This window comes from Pseudomonas sp. WS 5412, from assembly GCF_012985615.1.
In the GTDB taxonomy this organism is placed as follows: Bacteria; Pseudomonadota; Gammaproteobacteria; order Pseudomonadales; family Pseudomonadaceae; genus Aquipseudomonas; species Aquipseudomonas shahriarae.
The window spans coordinates 23,809-42,841 of the sequence record NZ_JAARMB010000028.1; the positions used below are offsets into that span (position 1 = coordinate 23,809).

General features: G+C 63.0%; 17 protein-coding genes. 7 read left to right on the plus strand and 10 right to left on the minus strand.

The window, feature by feature from the left end; genetic code table 11:
* Positions 1-11 precede the first annotated feature (11 nt).
* Positions 12-2,462 (plus strand): TonB-dependent receptor, encoded by a 2,451-nt coding sequence (locus tag HBR94_RS25955; protein WP_170045766.1) that lies wholly within the window; start codon positions 12-14, stop codon positions 2,460-2,462.
* A gap of 72 nt (positions 2,463-2,534) precedes the next feature.
* Here HBR94_RS25955 and HBR94_RS25960 read toward each other — a convergent pair whose 3' ends face one another.
* Both HBR94_RS25960 and HBR94_RS25965 read right to left on the minus strand, forming a co-directional pair.
* On the minus strand, positions 2,535-3,719 hold the full coding sequence (locus HBR94_RS25960) for a sugar transporter (protein ID WP_057959876.1): 1,185 nt from the start codon (positions 3,717-3,719) through the stop codon (positions 2,535-2,537).
* Between the two features lie 87 nt (positions 3,720-3,806).
* Positions 3,807-4,805, minus strand: coding sequence for a bile acid:sodium symporter family protein (locus HBR94_RS25965; RefSeq protein ID WP_076964780.1), 999 nt, complete (start codon positions 4,803-4,805; stop codon positions 3,807-3,809).
* Positions 4,806-4,889: 84 nt separating this feature from the next.
* Between HBR94_RS25965 and HBR94_RS25970 the strand changes: the two genes are divergently transcribed.
* Positions 4,890-5,678, plus strand: a complete 789-nt coding sequence (locus HBR94_RS25970) for a helix-turn-helix transcriptional regulator (RefSeq protein WP_170045768.1) — start codon at positions 4,890-4,892, stop codon at positions 5,676-5,678.
* Between the two features lie 410 nt (positions 5,679-6,088).
* On the opposite strand, the gene HBR94_RS25975 is transcribed toward HBR94_RS25970, so the two are convergent.
* Entirely contained in the window at positions 6,089-7,117 is a 1,029-nt protein-coding gene (locus HBR94_RS25975; protein ID WP_170045770.1) for a LacI family DNA-binding transcriptional regulator, read from the minus strand.
* A gap of 213 nt (positions 7,118-7,330) precedes the next feature.
* Here HBR94_RS25975 and HBR94_RS25980 point away from each other — a divergent pair, with 213 nt between their 5' ends.
* A complete protein-coding gene (locus tag HBR94_RS25980) occupies positions 7,331-8,662 on the plus strand; it encodes an MFS transporter (RefSeq protein WP_170045772.1) in 1,332 nt (443 codons plus the stop codon).
* A 13-nt stretch (positions 8,663-8,675) separates the two neighbouring features.
* Positions 8,676-10,031, plus strand: a complete 1,356-nt coding sequence (locus tag HBR94_RS25985; protein WP_170045773.1) for an amidase — start codon at positions 8,676-8,678, stop codon at positions 10,029-10,031.
* A gap of 42 nt (positions 10,032-10,073) precedes the next feature.
* Here HBR94_RS25985 and HBR94_RS25990 read toward each other — a convergent pair whose 3' ends face one another.
* From HBR94_RS25990 to HBR94_RS26020, 7 genes are all read right to left on the minus strand, one after another.
* The gene (locus HBR94_RS25990; RefSeq protein WP_170045775.1) at positions 10,074-11,309 is read right to left on the minus strand and encodes a Zn-dependent hydrolase; all 1,236 of its coding nucleotides are present in this window, start codon (positions 11,307-11,309) and stop codon (positions 10,074-10,076) included.
* A complete protein-coding gene (locus HBR94_RS25995; protein ID WP_057438692.1) occupies positions 11,306-11,797 on the minus strand; it encodes an L-2-amino-thiazoline-4-carboxylic acid hydrolase in 492 nt (163 codons plus the stop codon). The genes HBR94_RS25990 and HBR94_RS25995 overlap by 4 nt, the downstream gene beginning before the upstream one ends.
* A 116-nt stretch (positions 11,798-11,913) precedes the next feature.
* Positions 11,914-13,053: a branched-chain amino acid ABC transporter substrate-binding protein gene (locus HBR94_RS26000; protein WP_170045777.1), complete on the minus strand. Its 1,140-nt coding sequence runs from the start codon at positions 13,051-13,053 to the stop codon at positions 11,914-11,916.
* An 84-nt stretch (positions 13,054-13,137) separates the two neighbouring features.
* Positions 13,138-13,854, minus strand: coding sequence for an ABC transporter ATP-binding protein (locus HBR94_RS26005; protein ID WP_057438694.1), 717 nt, complete (start codon positions 13,852-13,854; stop codon positions 13,138-13,140).
* Entirely contained in the window at positions 13,847-14,620 is a 774-nt protein-coding gene (locus tag HBR94_RS26010; protein ID WP_029292970.1) for an ABC transporter ATP-binding protein, read from the minus strand. Before HBR94_RS26010 ends, HBR94_RS26005 begins: the two co-directional genes overlap by 8 nt.
* Positions 14,617-15,717: an ABC transporter ATP-binding protein gene (locus tag HBR94_RS26015; RefSeq protein ID WP_057438695.1), complete on the minus strand. Its 1,101-nt coding sequence runs from the start codon at positions 15,715-15,717 to the stop codon at positions 14,617-14,619. The genes HBR94_RS26010 and HBR94_RS26015 overlap by 4 nt, the downstream gene beginning before the upstream one ends.
* Positions 15,714-16,661: a branched-chain amino acid ABC transporter permease gene (locus HBR94_RS26020; protein WP_057438696.1), complete on the minus strand. Its 948-nt coding sequence runs from the start codon at positions 16,659-16,661 to the stop codon at positions 15,714-15,716. Before HBR94_RS26020 ends, HBR94_RS26015 begins: the two co-directional genes overlap by 4 nt.
* A gap of 198 nt (positions 16,662-16,859) precedes the next feature.
* On the opposite strand from HBR94_RS26020, the gene HBR94_RS26025 reads away from it, so the two are divergent.
* The 3 genes from HBR94_RS26025 to HBR94_RS26035 all read left to right on the plus strand — a co-directional run bounded on the left by HBR94_RS26025 (position 16,860) and on the right by HBR94_RS26035 (position 18,943).
* Positions 16,860-17,765 (plus strand): LysR substrate-binding domain-containing protein, encoded by a 906-nt coding sequence (locus HBR94_RS26025; protein ID WP_057959883.1) that lies wholly within the window; start codon positions 16,860-16,862, stop codon positions 17,763-17,765.
* 229 nt (positions 17,766-17,994) lie between these two features.
* The gene (locus HBR94_RS26030; protein WP_057959884.1) at positions 17,995-18,447 is read left to right on the plus strand and encodes a thiol-disulfide oxidoreductase DCC family protein; all 453 of its coding nucleotides are present in this window, start codon (positions 17,995-17,997) and stop codon (positions 18,445-18,447) included.
* A 67-nt stretch (positions 18,448-18,514) separates the two neighbouring features.
* Positions 18,515-18,943: a hypothetical protein gene (locus HBR94_RS26035; RefSeq protein WP_057959888.1), complete on the plus strand. Its 429-nt coding sequence runs from the start codon at positions 18,515-18,517 to the stop codon at positions 18,941-18,943.
* Positions 18,944-19,033: the final 90 nt, after the last annotated feature.

Consider the following 19,033-nt stretch of genomic DNA (forward strand, 5'->3'; position numbering starts at 1 on the left):
AGGAGAATGCTGTGCTCAACCCTTGGCCCCACGCCCTTTCTGTCGCCGTTGCCCTGGCAACCCTGGCGAGCCCTGCCCTGGTGCAGGCGCAAAGCCTGTCTTTCAACCTGCCGGCCGGCCCGCTGGCGCAAACGCTGAACGCCATTGCCAGCCAGAGCGGGCGCATTGTGTCCCTGGACCCGGTGCTGGTGCAGGGCAAGCAGGCCAATGCCGTGATTGGCCAGATGCCGGCCGAACAGGCCATGGACCGTGCGTTGTCGGGCAGCGGCTTGCAGTTGCGCATCACCGAGCAAGGTAATTTCAGCGTCGAGCCTGCCACCGACACGGGCAGCGCGCTGCAATTGGGCGTGACCTCGATTGTCGAGCACAGCATCGACCCCACCACCACCGAAGGCAGCGGTTCCTACGCCGCACGCGCGGTGACAATCGGCAAGGGCACCCACACCCTCAAGGAAATCCCCCAGTCGATCACGGTGATGACCCGCAAGCAAATGGATGACCAGGACCTGGTCGACCTCAAGGACGCCGTCAACCACACCACCGGCCTGGTGGGCGTGCAAGGCGTGGGCAAAGGCATGATCATCACCTCCCGCGGCTTCCAGATCGACGACTGGCAGTACGACGGCGTGCCGATCCCGCGCAATACCTACGCCCTGGGCAACTGGGCGACCCAGGACATGATTTTCTTCGACCGCCTGGAAGTACTGCGCGGCGCCTCCGGCCTGCTGCAGGGCACCGGCAGCCCCGGTGGCGCAATCAACCTGGTACGCAAGCGCGGGCAGACGGCACCCACCGTGGCCCTTACCGCCAAGGCCGGCAGTTGGGACCACTACGGCCTGCAACTGGACGCCGGCGGCCCGCTGAACCAGAGCGGCACGATCCGTGGGCGGATGGTGGCTGACGAAGACCAGAGCGATTCGTTCATCGACTACGAATGGAGCAAGACCCACTCGCTGTACGGCGCCCTGGACTTCGACCTGCAGGAAGACACCACCCTGGGCCTGGCCGTCAGCCGCACCAATGCCGAGTCCCGGCCGATGCTGCGGGGCCTGCCGCGCTACAGCACGGGAAAATCGATAGACCTGTCACGCTCCACCTTCAGCGGCTCGCGCTGGAACCACTCGCAGATCGACGTCACCACCCTGTATGCCGACCTGGAGCACCGCTTCAACGACGACTGGAAGTTCAAGGTCGGCGCGGTGCGCATGAGCGAAGAAAACACCTCCACCCACCAGCGCGTGCAGAGTACCGGCAACGGCATCAACGCCGACGGCACCGGGTTGACCTATGCCGATTGGTACACCGACTTCGACGGCACCAAGATCGGCCTGGACACCCACCTCACCGGGCGTTTCGAAGCACTGTCCATGGCCCAGGAAATTACGCTGGGCGGCAACTATTCCAAATACACGTCCAACGACATCATTGCCCGGACCTTTAACAGAAGCACCGACAACATCTTCGACATCGATAACAACCGCCCCGAAATCAGCTACGAGGGTCTGATGAACACCCCCGGCGGCAGTGCAACACCGAGCAAATACGACATCCGCCAAAAAGGCCTGTATGGCAGTTGGCGCGTCAAGCCCATCGACCCGTTGACCCTGGTACTCGGCGCCCGTGTCAGTTGGTATGACTACAGCTATACCTCATCGGGCATCAAGGCGGTGACCCACGCCACCACCGTCAACGACCCCAGCACCACCAACGAAACCGGCGAAGTCACGCCCTACGCCGGGATCGTCTACGACCTGAGCCGCGAGTGGGCGGTGTACGCCAGCTACACCGACGTGTTCGAGCCACAGACCCAGCGCAACCTCAGCGGTGCGGTGGTCAAGCCGGTGATTGGCAGCAACTACGAAGTCGGGCTCAAGGGCGAACTGCTGGACGGGCGGGTCAATACCTCCCTGGCGCTGTTCCGCTACGACCAGGAAAACCGTGCGATCACCGACTTCGCGCTGGGCGAAGTCCCTGCCTGCGGCAACAGTTACTGCGCCACCAACTCTGGCAAGGTGCGCAGCCAGGGCCTGGAAGCTGAAATCAGCGGTGAAGTGTTGAGCGGCCTGCAACTGTTTGCCGGCTATACCTACAACACCACCAAGTACCTTGAGGACCGGGATAACAAGGGCAAGGTATTCAGCCAGTGGACGCCCAAGCATATGTTGCGGGTGTGGGGCGACTACCAGTTCAGTGGCGACTGGAGCAAGGTCAGCGCCGGGTTGGGCTTTACCACCCAGAGCCATACCCTGGGGTATGAGTACAACTATGACGTGGCGGGCTACACGGTCTGGAACGCGCGGCTGGCGTATCAGATGACGCCGGAGGTGGGCTTGGCGGTCAATGCCAACAACCTGTTCGACAAGACCTACTACGCCTCAGGGTACAACCAGTTGAATGGCAACAACTTCTACGGTGATCCGCGCAATGTGATGTTCAGTGTGAAGTACACGCCGCAGTTCTGATGGACTGAAACAGCGATGGCGCTCCTGTGGACGCCATCGCTGGCGAGCTGGCTGCTGCGAACGCCGCTCACCTTATTCGCGTGGTCCACCCTGCCCAAACCGATAGATCGACAGGCAGTACAACCCCAGCGCCGCCACCGCCAGCAAGCCCCCCGCCGCGCCGATCCAGGCAAAGCCGAAATGCCCGCCGACCCAACTGCCCAACAGCGCGCCGCCGCCGATGCCGATGTTGTAGATCCCGGAAAACATCGCCATCGCCACATCGGTCGCGTCCGGTGCCAGCACCAGGACCTTGGACTGCAGCGCCAAGCCAAAAGCCATGATCGCCATGCCCCAGAACACGCTCAGCACCACCAGGTACGAAACGTCACCACTCAACGGCAACAACAGCCCCAGGCACAGCGCCAGCACCGACACGGCCACCAGCAAAAAGCGGTAAGGGTTGAAACGGTGCAGCAAGCTGAACAGTAACGACCCCATGATGCCCGCCCCGCCAAACACCAGCAGCACCAGGGTCACCGCATTGCCCCCCAGGCCCGCGACGCGTTCGACGAAGGGTTCGATATAGCTATAGGCGGTGAACTGGGCCGTGACCACCATGGCCGTCAACACGTACAGGGCCACCAGCGCCGGGCGCTTGAACAGCATCGGCAGGCTGCGCAGCGAGCCGGAGTTCTGGCTCGGCAACAGCGGCAAGGTGCGCGCCAGCCAGAACACCAGCACAGCGGCGAATCCGGCGATCACAATAAAGGTGGTGCGCCAGCCCATGGCCTCGCCCAGCAGGCGGCCCAAAGGAATGCCCAGGACCATCGCCAGTGAGGTGCCCGTGGCCAACAAGCCCAGCGCCTGCACCTGCTTGCCCGGCGGCGCCAGGCGTACCGCCAGGGAGGCGGTGATCGACCAGAACAGCGCATGGGACAAGGCAATGCCGATGCGACTGACCATCAACAAGCCAAAACTGTTGGCCACGCTGGAGAGGATATGGCTGGCGATAAACATGCCGAACAGCACAATCAGCAACTTGCGCCGCTCGACGTTGCGGGTCAGCAACATCACCGGCAGCGACGTCAATGACACCACCCAGGCATAGATGGTGAGCATCAGGCCGACCCGGGCGATCGGCATGTCGAAGCTGGCGCCGATGGCACTGAGCAGGCCGACCGGGACGAATTCAGTGGTGTTGAACACAAAGGCCGCCAGCGCAAGGGCGATGACCGGCTGCCAGTTGGCTTGAGGTGTGGTGGTGGAAGTACTCATCGACAGGTCGTTTTACTCAGTTGCGCGCCGATCCTGACGGCCCGATGCCTGCCCTTGAGCGGCGCCGAAAAATAGTAACACGATGGCTCAGGGATCGACTTGCGCCATGATCTCGGGAATCGACTCCGGGCGCTTGGCATAGCGCTGGGCCAGTACCGCGCAGACCATCAACTGGATCTGGTGGAACAGCATCAGCGGCAGGATCAGCACGCCCATGGTGCTGCCAGCAAACAACACCTGGGCCATTGGCACCCCGGTGGCCAGGCTTTTTTTCGAGCCGCAGAACAGGATGGTGATGCGGTCTTCCTGGTTAAAACCGAACGCCTTGCCCAAGAGCGCGGAAGCCATCAGCACCAGCGCCAGCAGGATGCAGCAGGCCACCACCAGGCCGCCCAGCTCCCACAGGGGGATCTGGTGCCAGATGCCTTCGTTGACCGCCTCGCTGAAGGCGCCGTAGACCACCAGCAGGATCGAACCCTGATCGACGAATTTCAGCCAGTTTTTATTGCGCCCGACCCACGCACCGATCCAGCGTCGGGCGATCTGCCCGGCAATAAACGGCAGCAGCAACTGCACGCTGATCTTGAGAATCGCATCCACCGTGGAGCCGCCGTCGCCATGCACATTGAGCAACAAGGCCACCAGCAACGGCGTAAGGAAGATACCGAACAGGCTGGACGCCGCCGCGCTGCAAATCGCCGCCGGGATATTGCCCCGCGCCAGGGAAGTGAAGGCAATCGCGGACTGCACCGTGGCCGGTAGCGCGCATAAGTAGAGCATGCCCATGTACAGGTCTTTGCCGATCATTGGCGACAACAGCGGCTTGAGCGCCAGGCCCAGCAGCGGGAACAGCACGAAGGTCAGGCTGAACACCAGCAGATGCAAACGCCAGTGCCCGGCACCGGCGACGATGGCCTGGCGCGACAGCTTGGCGCCATGCAGGAAAAACAGCAGCGCGATGGCCAGGTTAGTCACCCAGCCAAACGCCACGGCGGCCTGGCCGCTGACCGGCAACAAAGAGGCGAGGACCACCGTGGCAATCAGGATCAGGGTGAAGTTATCGGGTAAAAACCGGGGGCGTTTCATTAGCTGTTCTTCCAGGGGTTGCCAGGGCGTCGTGGCGACTCTAACGTAACGGCTGCCTACCGACTAACGCCAATGAGCCAGTAAATGCCGCCAAAAGGACATGAAAAGGCCGTTCGCCGCAGCATCCCCGGGCTCGCCAGCCTGCCGCGCCCGGTGTATGGCCGCACCGAATCCCTGCCCAACCGCGCCCTGACCCGCCGCCATAGCCACCCGTGGGTGCAGTTGTCGTATGCGATTTGCGGGGTGCTGGAGATCCACACCAGTGCCGGGCGCTTTGTCGCCCCGCCGCAGCGCGCGGTGTGGATCCCGGCGGGGGTGCCCCACCGCGTGTTCAGCTCGCCCCACACCGAAATGCGCAGCCTGTACCTGGACTGCAATGTGACGACCTGGGCCGTGGAACGTTGCCAGGTCCTGGCGGTAAGCGACCTGCTGCGCGAGTTGATCCGCCGTTTCAGCGAACTGCCGGTGGAATATGCCGAAGACGGCCCGGACGGGCGCCTGGCCCTGGTGCTGCTGGACCAGTTGGCCGCCGCGCCGCAGGTTGACCTGATGCTGCCCCTGCCTGTGGACAGCCGGCTGCGACAGATCTATCGCAGCTTGAGCCTGCACCCGGAACAGGCAACCACCCTGGGGCAGTGGAGCCAGAAGTTGGGGGTCAGTGAGAAAACCTTGAGCCGGTTGTTCTTGCGCGATACCGGCCTGACCTATCGCGCCTGGCGCCAACGGCTGCGACTGCTCAGCGCCCTGCCCGACCTGGAACGCGGGGAACGAGTGACGGATGTAGCGCTGGGCTGTGGGTATGAGTCGGTTTCGGCGTTTATCGCAGCGTTTCACCAGCAGTTTGATGCGACGCCAGGGGAGTTTTTTCGCTGATTGAATACCGCGGCTTTTGACCGTCCACAATCCCCCTGTGGGAGCGGGCTTGCTCGCGAAGACGGTGTGTCAGTCGATAAATTCAGTGACTGAACCACCACCTTCGCGAGCAAGCCCGCTCCCACAGGGGATCTTGGCCGGGCACAGAGTTTTGTGCCACACCACCCATCAAATGTGGGAGCTGGCTTGCCTGCGATGGCGGTGTACCTGTCATCAATGAGAGTGACTGGACCACCGCTATCGCGAGCAAGCCCGCTCCCACAGGGGATCTTGGCCGGGCACAGCGTTTTGGCCACACCACCCATCAAATGTGGGAGCTGGCTTGCCTGCGATGGCGGTGTACCTGTCATCAAAGAGAGTGGCTGGACCACCGCTGAATCGCGGGCAAGCCCGTTCCCACATTTTTGACGTCAGCGCAACAAAGACGAACTCGCCCGCACCTGCAGCTGCGGCGCCACCTTGATCGACTCGACAGCCTCGCCCTCGATGCGCTTGAGCAGCAGTTCAACCGCATGGCGGCCCATCTCTGCCAAGGGCAGGCGCACGCTGGTCAGGGGAACCATCAGTTCATTGGCCAGCGGTATGTCATTGAAGCCCACTACGGCAATGTCCTTGCCCGGCATCAAGCCCTTGTCACGCGCGGCACCCATCAGGCCGATGGCCAGGAAGTCATTGACCGCAAAAAACGCCTGGGGCCGTGGGTTCAGGCCCAGCAGATACTCGCCCTGGCGATGCCCGGTCAGGCTGTCAAAAGGACCATTGAGCGTCCACTCCGGGCGTAGCGTGATGCCTTGCTCACGAAAGTAGCGGGTAAACCCACGGGTGCGATCCGCCCCGGTCGAGGCGTGCCGCTCACCCGCCAGAATGGCCACATCGCGACAGCCCAATTGGTACAAGTGCTCCGCCGCCAGCCAGCCGCCTAACTCATCGTCACTGCACGCCGCCAGATGCCCGGCAATCTGCCGGCTGACCAACACGTAGGGGATGTGCTTGCGCGTCAACAGGTCGAGCAGCGGCTGGCTTTCGCCCACATGGGAGTCACCGACGATCAGCCCGGCCACCGAGCGGCGCAAGGCGTGCTCGGCACGCGCCATCTGGCGTGGCTGCTGGTCGTCGGTATTGGAAACGAAGGTGAGGTAGCCGGCCTGTTCGGCGGCACTGTCGATGCTGTCATAAATGGTCGCCATCACCAGGTCGGTGAGCCTGGGCATGAGCACACAGATTTCCTGGCTTTTGCGCAACTTCAGGCTCGATGCCTGGGTGTTCGGCCGGTAATCCAGCTCTTTGGCCAATGCACGAATGCGCGCCACCACTTCGGCCGAGGCCGCTCGCTCGACCCCGGCCGGGTCGCCATTGAGTACCCGGGACACCGTGGACACATGCACGCCCAGTGCGGTCGCCATGGATTTCAGGGTGGCAGGGCGAGATGGGCTTGGCATGGTGGAGAGGCTTCCAACTGTCTGATATTTAGCGCGCAGATTCTACCCGAACGGGCGTGTCGCAGCCGCAGGTAAATTTTTACCCAAACGTTTGACTAAAATTTTTACGAGCCTTACATTTCGCCAACCCAAACGTTTGGGCAAACAATAAAAAATACGCCGGACGCGGCCGACTTTTTGACTTCTGCCATCATTTTGAAGAGTCAGATCCCTATGAACAGCCCCGCTATCCCGTCTTTCCGCTACCAGATTTTCTTCCTGATCATGCTGATGGCACTGCTCAACTACATCGACCGCGGCGCGATTGCCTATGCGTCGGCGAGCATTCTGCCCGAGTACGGTTTCGACAAGGCCGACTGGGGCAACGTGCTGGGTTACTTCGGCTACGGCTACATCCTGGGGGCATTGGTCGGTGGCATTCTGGCCGACCGTTTTGGTGCCAAGCGCATCTGGCTGATCGCTGGCGCCACGTGGTCGATCTTTGAAATTGCCACGGCCTTTGCCGGTGACTTCGGGCTGGCGTTCCTCGGCGGCTCGGCCATGGCCGGTTTCGCCACGATCCGCGTGATGTTCGGGTTTGCCGAAGGTCCGGCGTACTCGGTAATCAACAAGAGCGTGGCCAATTGGGCCACGCCCAAGGAGCGCGGTTTTGTGGTTTCGGTCGGCCTGCTCAGCACCCCCTTGGGGGCACTGCTCACCGCACCAGTGGCCGTGGGCCTGCAAACCCTGACCGGCAGCTGGCGCAGCATGTTCGTGGTGCTGGGCGTGGCCAGTCTGGCGCTGCTGATCTATTTCATGACCCGTTTCACCAACACTCCGGATGAAAACCCGCGGGTATCCAAGGCCGAACTCGACTTCCTGCGTAGAGAGCGCGCCGAAGCCGCCAATGCCTCGACCCCCACCACCAGCGTCGCGCCGGTCTGGCACTTCTTCAAGAACAAGGACCTGCTGCTCAATGCCGTCGGTTACTTCTCGTTTGTGTACGTGACGTTCCTGCTGCTGACCTGGACCCCCAAGTACCTGCAGGATGAGTTCCACTACAACCTGTCGTCGCTGTGGTACATGGGCATGATCCCGTGGACCGGCGCCTGCTTCACCGTGCTGCTGGGCGGCAAAATATCGGACTGGCTGCTGCGCCGCACCGGCAACCTGAAAGTCGCCCGCAGTTGGCTGGCCGCGACCTGCCTGCTGCTGACAACCCTGTGTTTCATCATGGTGTCCCAGGCCCAGACCGTCTGGGGCGTGATTGCCTTGATGACGTTGGCCAACGCCTTGAACGCCCTGCCCAACTCCGTCTACTGGGCCGTGGTGATCGACACTGCGCCGTCCAATCGGGTTGGCGCCTACAGCGGCATGACGCACTTTATCGCCAACACCGCTTCGTTTATCGCCCCGATGCTCACGGGCTACCTGACCGTTCATTACGGCTATTCGTCGATGTTCGTGGCCGCCGCAGTGGCCACGGCGCTGGGCATGAGCGCGATGCTGATGGTGCGCCCAGGCGGTCGCCAGGTCGCCCCACCCTCTGTACCTGCAGCTGTTTGATGGAGTTGTTTATATGAGCCTGGTGAAGCCTACCCACGCTGGATATTTTTGCGGTCAGTCGATCATCACGCTGGCCGAGCGCCTGCGGGCTGGCAGCGTGACCAGTGTCGAGCTGACGCAAGCCGCCCTGGACAACATCGAGCGCTTGAATCCGCGGTTAAATGCGTTCGTTCAAGTCGATGCCTGCGTCGCCCTGGCCCAGGCGCGCAAGGCCGACGCGCTGTTGGCCCAAGGCCTGGACCTGGGCCCACTGCACGGCATGCCGGTCGCGGTCAAAGACAACATCGACACGTTTGACTACATCACCACTTACGGCTCCGCGCATTTCGAGGGTTTCCAGCCGGACCGCGATGCCCTGTGCGTACACCGGGTGCGCGAAGCCGGGGCGGTGATTATCGGCAAGACCCTGACCCACGAATTCGCCTACGGCCCGACCGGCGATCGCTCGTTGCAAGGTGCGGCACGCAACCCGTGGGATGCCCGTTGCATCACTGGCGGCTCCAGCGCCGGCAGTGCCGCGGCGGTGGCCAGCGGCATGGTGCCGCTGGCCCTGGGTACCGACACCGGCGGCTCGATCCGGATCCCTTCGGCCTTGTGCGGCACGGTCGGCTTCAAGCCCTCGTTTGCCTGCGTGCCGGTGGACGGGGTGTTCCCGCTGTCATCGAGTCTCGACCACGTAGGCCCCATCGCCAACCATGTCGAAGATGCGCGCCTGTTGTTCGAGGTGTTGGCCGGACGCGCCGGTACGCCTGCAACCCACCCGCAGCCACTGCGGGTTGGCTGGATGACTTGCCCCAGCTTCGGCCCGGTCGACGCCGATGTGCATCAGCAGGTCTATGGGGCGGCGCAGCAGCTGTTTGGCGACGCACTGCAGGAGACCGACGAACTGCACCACCTGGCGGCGGGCATGAAAGACACCCTGCTGACACTGCAACGTGCCGAGGCCTTCGAGGTGCATGCCGAACGCATGCGGGATGCGCCGCATAAGTTTGAACAGGAGGTACGCGAGCGTCTTGAGGTATCGGAGGAAGTCAGAGGCTGGCAATACATTCGCGCACAGGCCAGCCAGGCGCAGTACAAAGCGGCGATGGCGCGCCTGTTCGAACACTATGACTTGCTGGTTTCGCCCAGCGTGCCGATTACCGCGACTGAGGTAAATGCACGCGAGGTGCGGGTGGGCGAACAGGACATTGATGTACGCGCCGCCGTGCTCAGCTATACCAGTGCCTGGAACCTCACCGGCCTCCCCGCGCTCAGCCTGCCGGTAGGGCACGTGAGGGGCATGCCGGTGGGGTTGCAGGTGATTGGCGCCGCTGGCGCGGATGATCGACTGTTGCAGGTGATGAGCAGGCTGTTTGTGCGGGAGTAAGGGCAAGACCCCACAGGTTGAATGTGGGATCAGGTCTTCAGCCTATTCGCCTGACGAAGCCAGAATCGCCTGCAACAACACATCCGCCCCCGCTGTGGACCAGTGCGGGTGGATCTCTTCCGCCTCGTTATGGCTCAAGCCATCCACACACGGCACAAAAATCATCGCCGTCGGCGCGACCTGGTTCAGGTAGCAGGCATCATGCCCGGCTCCGGAAATCATGCGCCGATGGCTATAGCCCAAGGCCTCGGCCGCAACCTGCACCACGTCCACGCAGTCTTTGTCGAAGGCAATCGGTGCGTACTGGAAGATCTGCTTGACGCTGGCCTGCAAGCCAATCCCCTCGGCGATGCGCGCCACTGCTGCGTGCAGTTGCTGATCCTGCACGGCCAGCACCGCTTCATCGGGATGGCGGAACTCGACGCTGAAAAACACCCGCCCCGGCACCACGTTGCGCGAGTTGGGGAAGATATTGGCCATGCCCACCGTCGCCCGCCCTTCGGCGCCTTGGGCCAGGCCGATCTGGTTGACCGCCTCCACCACCCGGGCAAAGCCCAGCAGTGCATCCAGGCGGTGATCCATGGGCGTGGTGCCGGCATGGGCACTGCGCCCGCTCAGCTCGACTTCATACCAACGCTGGCCCTGGGCGCCGGTGACCACACCGATGGTCAGGTCCTGGGCCTCAAGGATCGGGCCTTGCTCGATATGCAGTTCATACGCCGCATGCACCGCCTGGCCGCCCACGGGGTGCGGGCCGGCGTAGCCGATCTGTTGCAGTGCCTGGCCGATGCTTACACCGGCCTTGTCTTCGCGGGACAAGCCGTACTCCAGGTCGAACACCCCGGCATACACCCCCGAAGCAATCATCGCCGGGGCAAAACGCGAGCCTTCTTCGTTGGTCCAGTTGACCACCTCGATCGGCCGGTCGGTCTCGATGCCCAGGTCGTTCAAGGTGCGCAGCACTTCCAGGCCGGCGAGTACGCCGTAGATGCCATCGAACTTGCCGCCCGCCGGTTGCGAGTCACCGTGGGAGCCGGTCAGCACCGGGGCCAGGTGCTCATGCCGGCCGGCGCGGCGGGCGAAGATATTGCCCATGGCGTCCACACGGATGCTGCACCCGGCCGCCGTGCACCAGGCCACGAACAGGTCGCGGCCGCGCCGGTCTTCGTCGGTCAGGGCCAGGCGCGAGACGCCGCCCTTGGGCGTGCCGCCGATCTGCGCCATTTCCATCAGCGAGTCCCACAGACGCTCGCCGTTGACCCGGGCCAGGGCGCTCACGAGCGCGGCTCCCGGGGCTTGGCGTGGTAGCGGAAGTCACAGCTTGGCGCGCCGCCCATGATGGTCTGGGTGCGCGTCAATTCAATATTGGGGTTGTAGCCGACGATAAACAGCTCGTCGCGGTTGCACGACAACAGGTGGCCGATCTCGCCCAGGCCCATCTCGTGGTACATCTCGGCATAGCGGCAGCGCTTGACGTCATAGTCGTAATGCTCGGCGTCGCTGGCGATGATCTCGACTTTCAGCGCGTCGTCCTTTTCCCACAGCACTTGCAGCTCAACGAAGCTCTTGAGGTCGGCGCCCTGCTCTTCCTGGGCGGCAAAATGCTTGCCGGCCTGGATCGCGGCGTTGCCCACCGCTTCGCCAATCACCGCTGCGGCAAAGGCCTTGCCCTGCTCGCGCACGAGGATTTCGTAGATCGGCTTGATGATCTCGGCTTCGATGCGCCGGCGGGCCAGGATGCCCAGTTCACCTTCGAGTTTGCTCATTGCATGCCTCATTCAAATGGCTACGAAGATCCAATGTTGGTGCTCCACATGTAGGAGCTGTCTCGCCGGGTGAGACAGCCCCCACTTGGGACGCTCCTACGCTTAGATCCAGCGCGTTACTTTTTGCCGCCAGCCACGCTTACCGGCTGCCATTGATTGGCCTTGACCTGGTAAACGGTGAACGACGGGTTCTGTAGATTGCCCTGGGCATCGAACGCGAGGGTCCCGGTGACGCCCGGATAGCTGATGGCGCGCAGGACCGGCAGGTACTTCTGCGGGTCGGTGGAGTTGGCCTGTTCGATGGCGGCGATCAGCACGCCGACACCGTCATAGGCAAACGGCGCATGCAGCTCGATATTGCTCTTGAAACGCGCCTTGTAGGCGTCTTCAAAGGCCTTGCCACCCGGCATCTGTGCCACGGCCAGGCCCGGCTCCAGGGCGATTACGCCCTCGCCTTCGTTCTGCGCCAGTTGCAGGAAGGTCTGGCTGACAAAGCCGCCCGCGCCCATCAACGGTGCCTTGATCCCCAACTGCTTGATGCGTCGGGCCAGCGGTGCAGCCTGGGAGTCGACGCCGCCAAAGAAGATCAGGTCGGGGTTTTGCCCACGGATATTGGTCAGCACCGCACTGAAGTCGATGGTCTTGTCGTCCACGTATTCACGGGCAACCACCTTGGCGCCACCGGCCTCGATGGATCTGACGAACTGGTCCGCCAGGCCCTGGCCGAATGCGGTGCGGTCGTCGATCACGGCGATACGCTGCGCCTTGAGGGTCTTGAGCGCGTAGTCGCCGGCGACCTGGCCGCCGTCATCGTCATGGCCCATGATCCGGAAACTGGTGTCGAAACCTTGCTGGGTATAGGCGTGACCGGTGGCCACTGGCGCGACCTGGGCAATCCCGGCGTCATGGTAGACCCGCGCGGCCGGGATGCTGGTGCCGGTGTTCCAGTGACCGACCACGCCAACTACGCCTTCGTCCACCAGGCGCTGGGCCACGGTGACGGCGGTGCGTGGGTCGGACTGGTCGTCTTCGGAAACCAGTTTGTACGTGACCGCTTCGCCGTTGATTTTCGGATGCTTGGCGTTGGCCTGGTCAATGGCCAGTTGCGCACCGTTTTCCAGGTCTTTGCCGATCCGCGCCGACGGGCCGGTCAAGGGCCCGGCCAGACCGATCAGGACCGTCTGGTCGGCCTGGGCCACACCGCTCAGGGCCAGGCTCAACAACAGTACGCGTTTGAAGGGGGCAGTCTTGTTCATCAGTTTTTCCTGTTTCTCATCAGGCCCTCATGGCCTGTGGGGTGGGCGAAACACGCCGGGCGTCCGGTGGCGTTTGTTATGGGGTTATTCACCGAGGTAGGCACTGCGCACCTCGGGGTGGTCGAGCAATTGCGCGCTGGCACCGCTGAGGCTGATGCGCCCGGTGTCCATCACGTAGGCGCGGTCAGTCACTTGCAGCGCAAGGCGCGCATTCTGCTCCACCAGCAGCAGGGTCATGCCCTGGCGGCAGACATCATCAATCACCTGGAACAGCTTTTCGACCATGATCGGCGCCAGGCCCATGGATGGCTCGTCGAGCACCAGCAGCCGCGGCTTGGACAGCAGCGCACGGGCCAGGGCGAGCATCTGCTGCTCGCCCCCGGAGAGCAAGCCGGCCGATTGCTGCAAGCGTTCTTCCAGGCGCGGGAAGTGCTCGAACAACTGGCGGATTTCCAGGTTCACCTGGTGCGGGTCGCGGCGCAGGAACGCCCCGGCCTGGAGGTTTTCCAGCACGCTCATGCGCGCAAAAATGCCGCGCCCTTCGGGCACCATGGCGATGCCCAGGGTCAGGCGCTCATGGGGCGCCAGGCTGAGGATCGAGCGCCCGGCAAAGCGGATCTGCCCCGCAGCGGCCGGCAGCAACCCGGTCAGGGCCTTGAGGCTGGAGCTTTTGCCGGCGCCATTGGCACCGATCAGCGTCACCCGTTCGCCTTCATTGATATGCAGGTCCAGGGACTTGACCGCCTCGATGGCGCCGTAGCGCACCTTCAGGCCGTCAATCTGCAACAACGCTTCAGACATGGGCGCCGGCTCCCAGGTAAGCCTGGATCACTTGTGGGTGGCGGCGCACTTCGGCAGGTGCGCCCACGGCGATCACGCGGCCGTAGTCCAGCACACTGATGCGGTCACACACACCCATCACCAGCTTCACGTCATGCTCAATCAGCAGCAGGGTGTGGCCGTCGTCGCGGATCTTTTCCAGCAGGCTGCGCAGTTGCACTTTCTCGCTGGCATTCATCCCGGCAGCCGGCTCGTCGAGGGCCAGCAGGCGCGGCTCGGTGGCCAGGGCGCGGGCAATTTCCAGGCGCCGCTGATGGCCGTAGGACAGGCTGTCGGCGCGGTAGTGGGCAAACCCGGCGAGGCCGACATAAGCCAGCAAGCGGTGGGCGTGGGCGCGGGTCTGCGCCTCTTCCTCGCGCCCACGCGAGTGCCCGCTCAAGGCCGCCCACACGCCGTTATGGGTGCGCACATGGCGCCCGACCATGACGTTTTCCAAGGCGCTCATGGCGTTGAACAGGCGGATATTCTGGAACGTACGCGCAATGCCGGCGCGGGCCACCTGGTGCACCGCCGTGGGCTGGTACTCCTGGCCGTCGAGTTGAAAGCGCCCGGAATCCGGGGTGTACAGCCCCGTCATCACATTAAAGAAGGTGGTCTTGCCGGCGCCATTGGGCCCGATCAGGCCGTAGATTTCCCCGGCCTCGATACTCAGGCTCACGTCATCGAGCGCAGCCACGCCGCCAAACTGTTTATTGACCTTCTCGATCTGCAATAACGGATGATTCAAGGTGCACCTCCTGTGCGGCTCGGCCAGAGGCCGGCGGGTCGATACAGCATCGCCAGAATCAGCGCCAGGCCGTAAAACAGCTGGCGGATAATCTCCGGGTCCACCAGCACCTGGCCAAACAGCGCCTGCTGCAAGGGGCCCATGCTGGCGCGTAACGCTTCGGGCAGGGCTGCGAGCAACACGCAGCCCAGAATCACCCCGGGGATATGCCCCATGCCGCCGAGCACCACCATGGCCAGCACGGCGATGGACTCGTTGAGGGTGAAGGATTCCGGTGAAACAAAGCCCTGGAACGAGGCAAACAGCGCCCCGCTGATACCGCCGAACGCCGCGCCGATGGCAAATGCCAGCAGCTTCAGGCGCAAGGTATTGAGGCCCATGGCCTGGGCCGCCTCTTCATCCTCGCGGATCGCCATCCAGGCGCGGCCGATGCGCGAGCGCTCAAGGCGAATGCAGGCAAACAGGATCAGCACCACCAGCGCGGCGAACAGGTAGTAATAGAGGTAGACCGAGGGCAAGCGCAGGCCGAACAGTTCCTGGGTACGCCCCAGGTTGACCCCCAGTAGCGTCACCGGGTCGACCTGGGCGATGCCCTTGGGGCCATTGGTGAGGTTCACCGGGCGGTCGAGGTTGCGCAGCAGGATGCGGATGATTTCGCCAAACCCCAGGGTGACGATGGCCAGGTAGTCGCCGCGCAGGCGCAGGGTCGGCGCCCCGAGAATCACGCCGAACCCGGCCGCCAGCAGCGCGGCCAGCGGCAAGATCAGCCAGATCGAGGTGTGCATGCCCTCCGGCAGCAGCGCCAGCAAGGCCGGGAACTGTTGCACCAGATGGGGCGATGACAGCAAGGCCGCCAGGTAGGCGCCCACCGCGTAGAAGGCGATAAAGCCCATGTCCAGCAAACCGGCATAGCCCACCACGATATTCAGGCCCAGGGCCAACATGATGTACAGCAGGGCAAAGTCCAGGGTGCGCACCCAGGTATTGCCGCCGGCATGCCCGACAATCCAGGGGGCCAAGACCAGGGCCAGGGCGAACAACAGCAGCCCCAGGCTGGCGCGTTTGCTCGAAGGGCTCACAGCGGTTGCCAGGCTCATGCGCGGGTCGCCAATCGTTCGCCCAACAACCCCTGGGGCCGCAACACCAGCACCGCGATCAACACGATAAACGCGAACACGTCCTGGTAGTTGCTGCCGAACACACCGTTGGTGGCAGCCCCCAGGTAGCCGGTGCCGAGGGCTTCGATCAGCCCCAGCAGCAGGCCGCCGAGCATCGCTCCCTTGAGGTTGCCGATGCCGCCCAGCACCGCCGCGGTAAACGCTTTGATCCCGGGCAAAAAGCCCATGTAGAAATGCGCGCTGCCATAGTTGCTGGCCATCATGATGCCCGCCAGCGCGGCCAGGGCGCCGCCGATGGCGAAGGTCATGACGATGATGCGGTTCGGGTTGATGCCCATCAGGCTCGCCACTTGCGGGTTCTCGGCCACGGCGCGCATGGCCCGGCCAAAGCGCGTGCGCTCTACCAACAGCAGCAAACCGAGCATCAGGCTTAACGCCACGCCAATGGTGGTCAGTGCGGTGGCATTGGTCACGGCAGCGTGGGTGGCATCGCCAGCGAGTACTTCGATAGGTTCCAGGGGCAGCAATTGCGGGAACATCTGCGGGTTACGGGTCCAGACCAGCATCGCCACGGTCTGCAACAACAGCGACACGCCGATACCACTGATCAACGGTGCCAGGCGCGGCGCGTTGCGCAAGCGCCGATAGGCAACACGCTCGATCACCACCGCCAGCACCGCACAAAAGGCCATGGCGATCATCGCCGCCGTCAGCAGCAACAGCACCGGCGGCATATCCGGCCAGGCTGCCTGCAGCACGCGGATCACCGACAGGCCCACCAGTGCGCCGATCATCAACACATCGCCATGGGCAAAGTTGATGATGCGCAAAATGCCGTAGACCATGGTGTAACCCAAGGCGACCAGCGCGTAGAGACTGCCCGACAGCAAGCCGTTAAGCAGTTGCTGGATAAACGCATCCATGAGAACCATCAACTCCCTTTACAAAAAACGTCGTGGCCAAGGCGCACCGACTAAAAAGCCCGAGCGCGGAACACTAGTTATTTATTCTGTTTTTATCAAATATCTGAAGGGAATATGGTTATACCAACTACAAAACCCCCTATACACGGGATCTTTTTGCGCTTTATTTATCTTTTTACTTAGTATTTAATTCAATACATGAATAATTTAGAACAGTTAGCCAACGATCCGCCTCTACGGGCCGTGCGTACTTTCGAGGCCTTTGCCCGCCACGGTGGTGTCAATGCCGCCGCCCGCGAGTTGGGGGTGTCGCCCTCGGCTGTCAGCCATCAGTTGCACTTGCTCGAGAGCTTCCTGCAACAGCCGCTGACGATGCGCCAAGGCCGCAACCTGGGCCTGACCGAAGAAGGCCGCGAGTACTACCGGGCGATTCGCTCGGCATTCGCGGTACTGCGCAGCGCCACCGAACACGTGCGCGAGAAAAGCGCGACACGCCAGGTCACCATCAGCCTGATCCCGATGTTCGCGACCAACCTGTTCATCCCGAGCCTGGCGCAGTTTTTGAGCGCCAACCCGGCGCTGGATATCAACATCACCTACGCCAACCACCGCAGCTACCCCAGCGATGCCGCCGACCTGTCGATCCGCTTCGGCACCGGGCACTGGCCGGGTTATCACAGCGAGCCCCTGATCAGCGGCGCGGTCACGCCGTTCTGCAGCCGCGAATTCCTCCAGCGCCACGGCCCTATCGACAGCCCCCAGGCCCTCAGCGAACTGCCCCTGCTGCACGACGAAGAGCGCGGTACCTGGGGCCAATGGTTCGATGCCGCCGCGATCAGTCACAGCAACACACACAACGGCCTGCTGCTGGAGGACGGCCAGTTGACCCTGGTCGCCACCCGCACCGGCCTGGGCTGCTCGCTGCTGCGCGCGCCGTTGGTGGCGCCACTGGTGGCTACGGGTGAGCTGGTGCAATTGTTTGACCTGCAGGTGGATGACGGTCGCCAGTATTACCTGTGCCGCCGAGCCACCAGCGAGCTGTCGAGCGAGGGCAATAACCTGTATGACTGGATCAAGGACCGCTTGGGCCATAGCCCCGTGTAGGAGCACGTCATGCACGAACGGCATCCCTGTGGCGAGCGGGCTTGCTCGCGCTGGGTCGCGTAGCGGCCCTAAAAATGGGACTGCTGCGCAGTCCAACGCGGGCAAGCCCGCTCGCCACACTTTATTTGTGCTTACCAACTGAACAGCATCGCGTTTTCCGGCCCGTGTATCATCAGTGCGGGCTCGCCGGTATGATCCGAGGCTCCAGAGCCTCATTGGACCCACCCTTATGCCCGGCGCCTTTACCCGCCCCACTCCCGCCCCCTTGCTCAGCCAGGGCGAGACGGTGGTGCTGTTCGACGGGGTCTGCAAACTGTGCAATGGCTGGGTCAGGTTCCTGATCCGCCATGACCGCCACCGGCGTATTCGCCTGGCGGCCGTCCAGTCGCCCGAAGGCCAGGCACTGCTCGCCTGGGCCGGCTTGCCCCTGGATCAATTCGACACCCTGGCGGTGATTCGCGACCAGCACTACTGGGTCCGCTCCAACGCAGTCCTGCAGATCATCGCCCTGCTGCCCATGGCCTGGCGGCCGCTACAGTTGCTGCGGGTACTGCCACGGGTACTTCGTGACTGGGCCTATGACCGCATCGCACGTAACCGCTATCGGCTTTTTGGCCGGTACGACAGCTGCCTGCTGCCCGATCCTGATCATGCACAACGCTTCTTGAAAACCCCGCGATGAGTACGGATCGTGCTGGTATGATGCCGCGCTTTGAAAAACCAGCTGTAGACCTGCGAGGAAATGCACCTTGAGTAACGACGCAAAAATGACCGGCGACCTGTTCGAAGTGGACAAGCGCCTGTCGCTCAAACCCGTGGTGGACTTCAATAGCTACCTGCAGGCGGCTTTTGGTGATGGCCCTTGCACCTGCACGCGCTGCGTGGCCAGCGCGGGTGACGAGAAAGGCTACGAGTATCAGCACAGCTTCGACTTCCAGGGCCAGGTAACCCACCGCCGCTTTGCGCTGACCGCTGGCAGCGATGTGTTGCAGATGCTGAAGAAAGCCTGGCTGTCGTACACCAAGGCGGAACTGCCGGGTCACGGCGAGCTGGCGTTGGACACGGTAAAGGAGTTTGTCGAACCGCAGTTGCACAAGCGTCTGCTGCCGTTGTTGCTGGCCAGCGGGTTGGTCAAGGATGTCGAGGGTGGGTTGCACATTCAGCCTGTAGTCGCCTAGGGACCGACCCGGGATACACGCGCCCGGAACGACACCAGACCACTGAAACGATTTACTGTTAATAGTGACAGTAGATCCCTGGTACTCCTC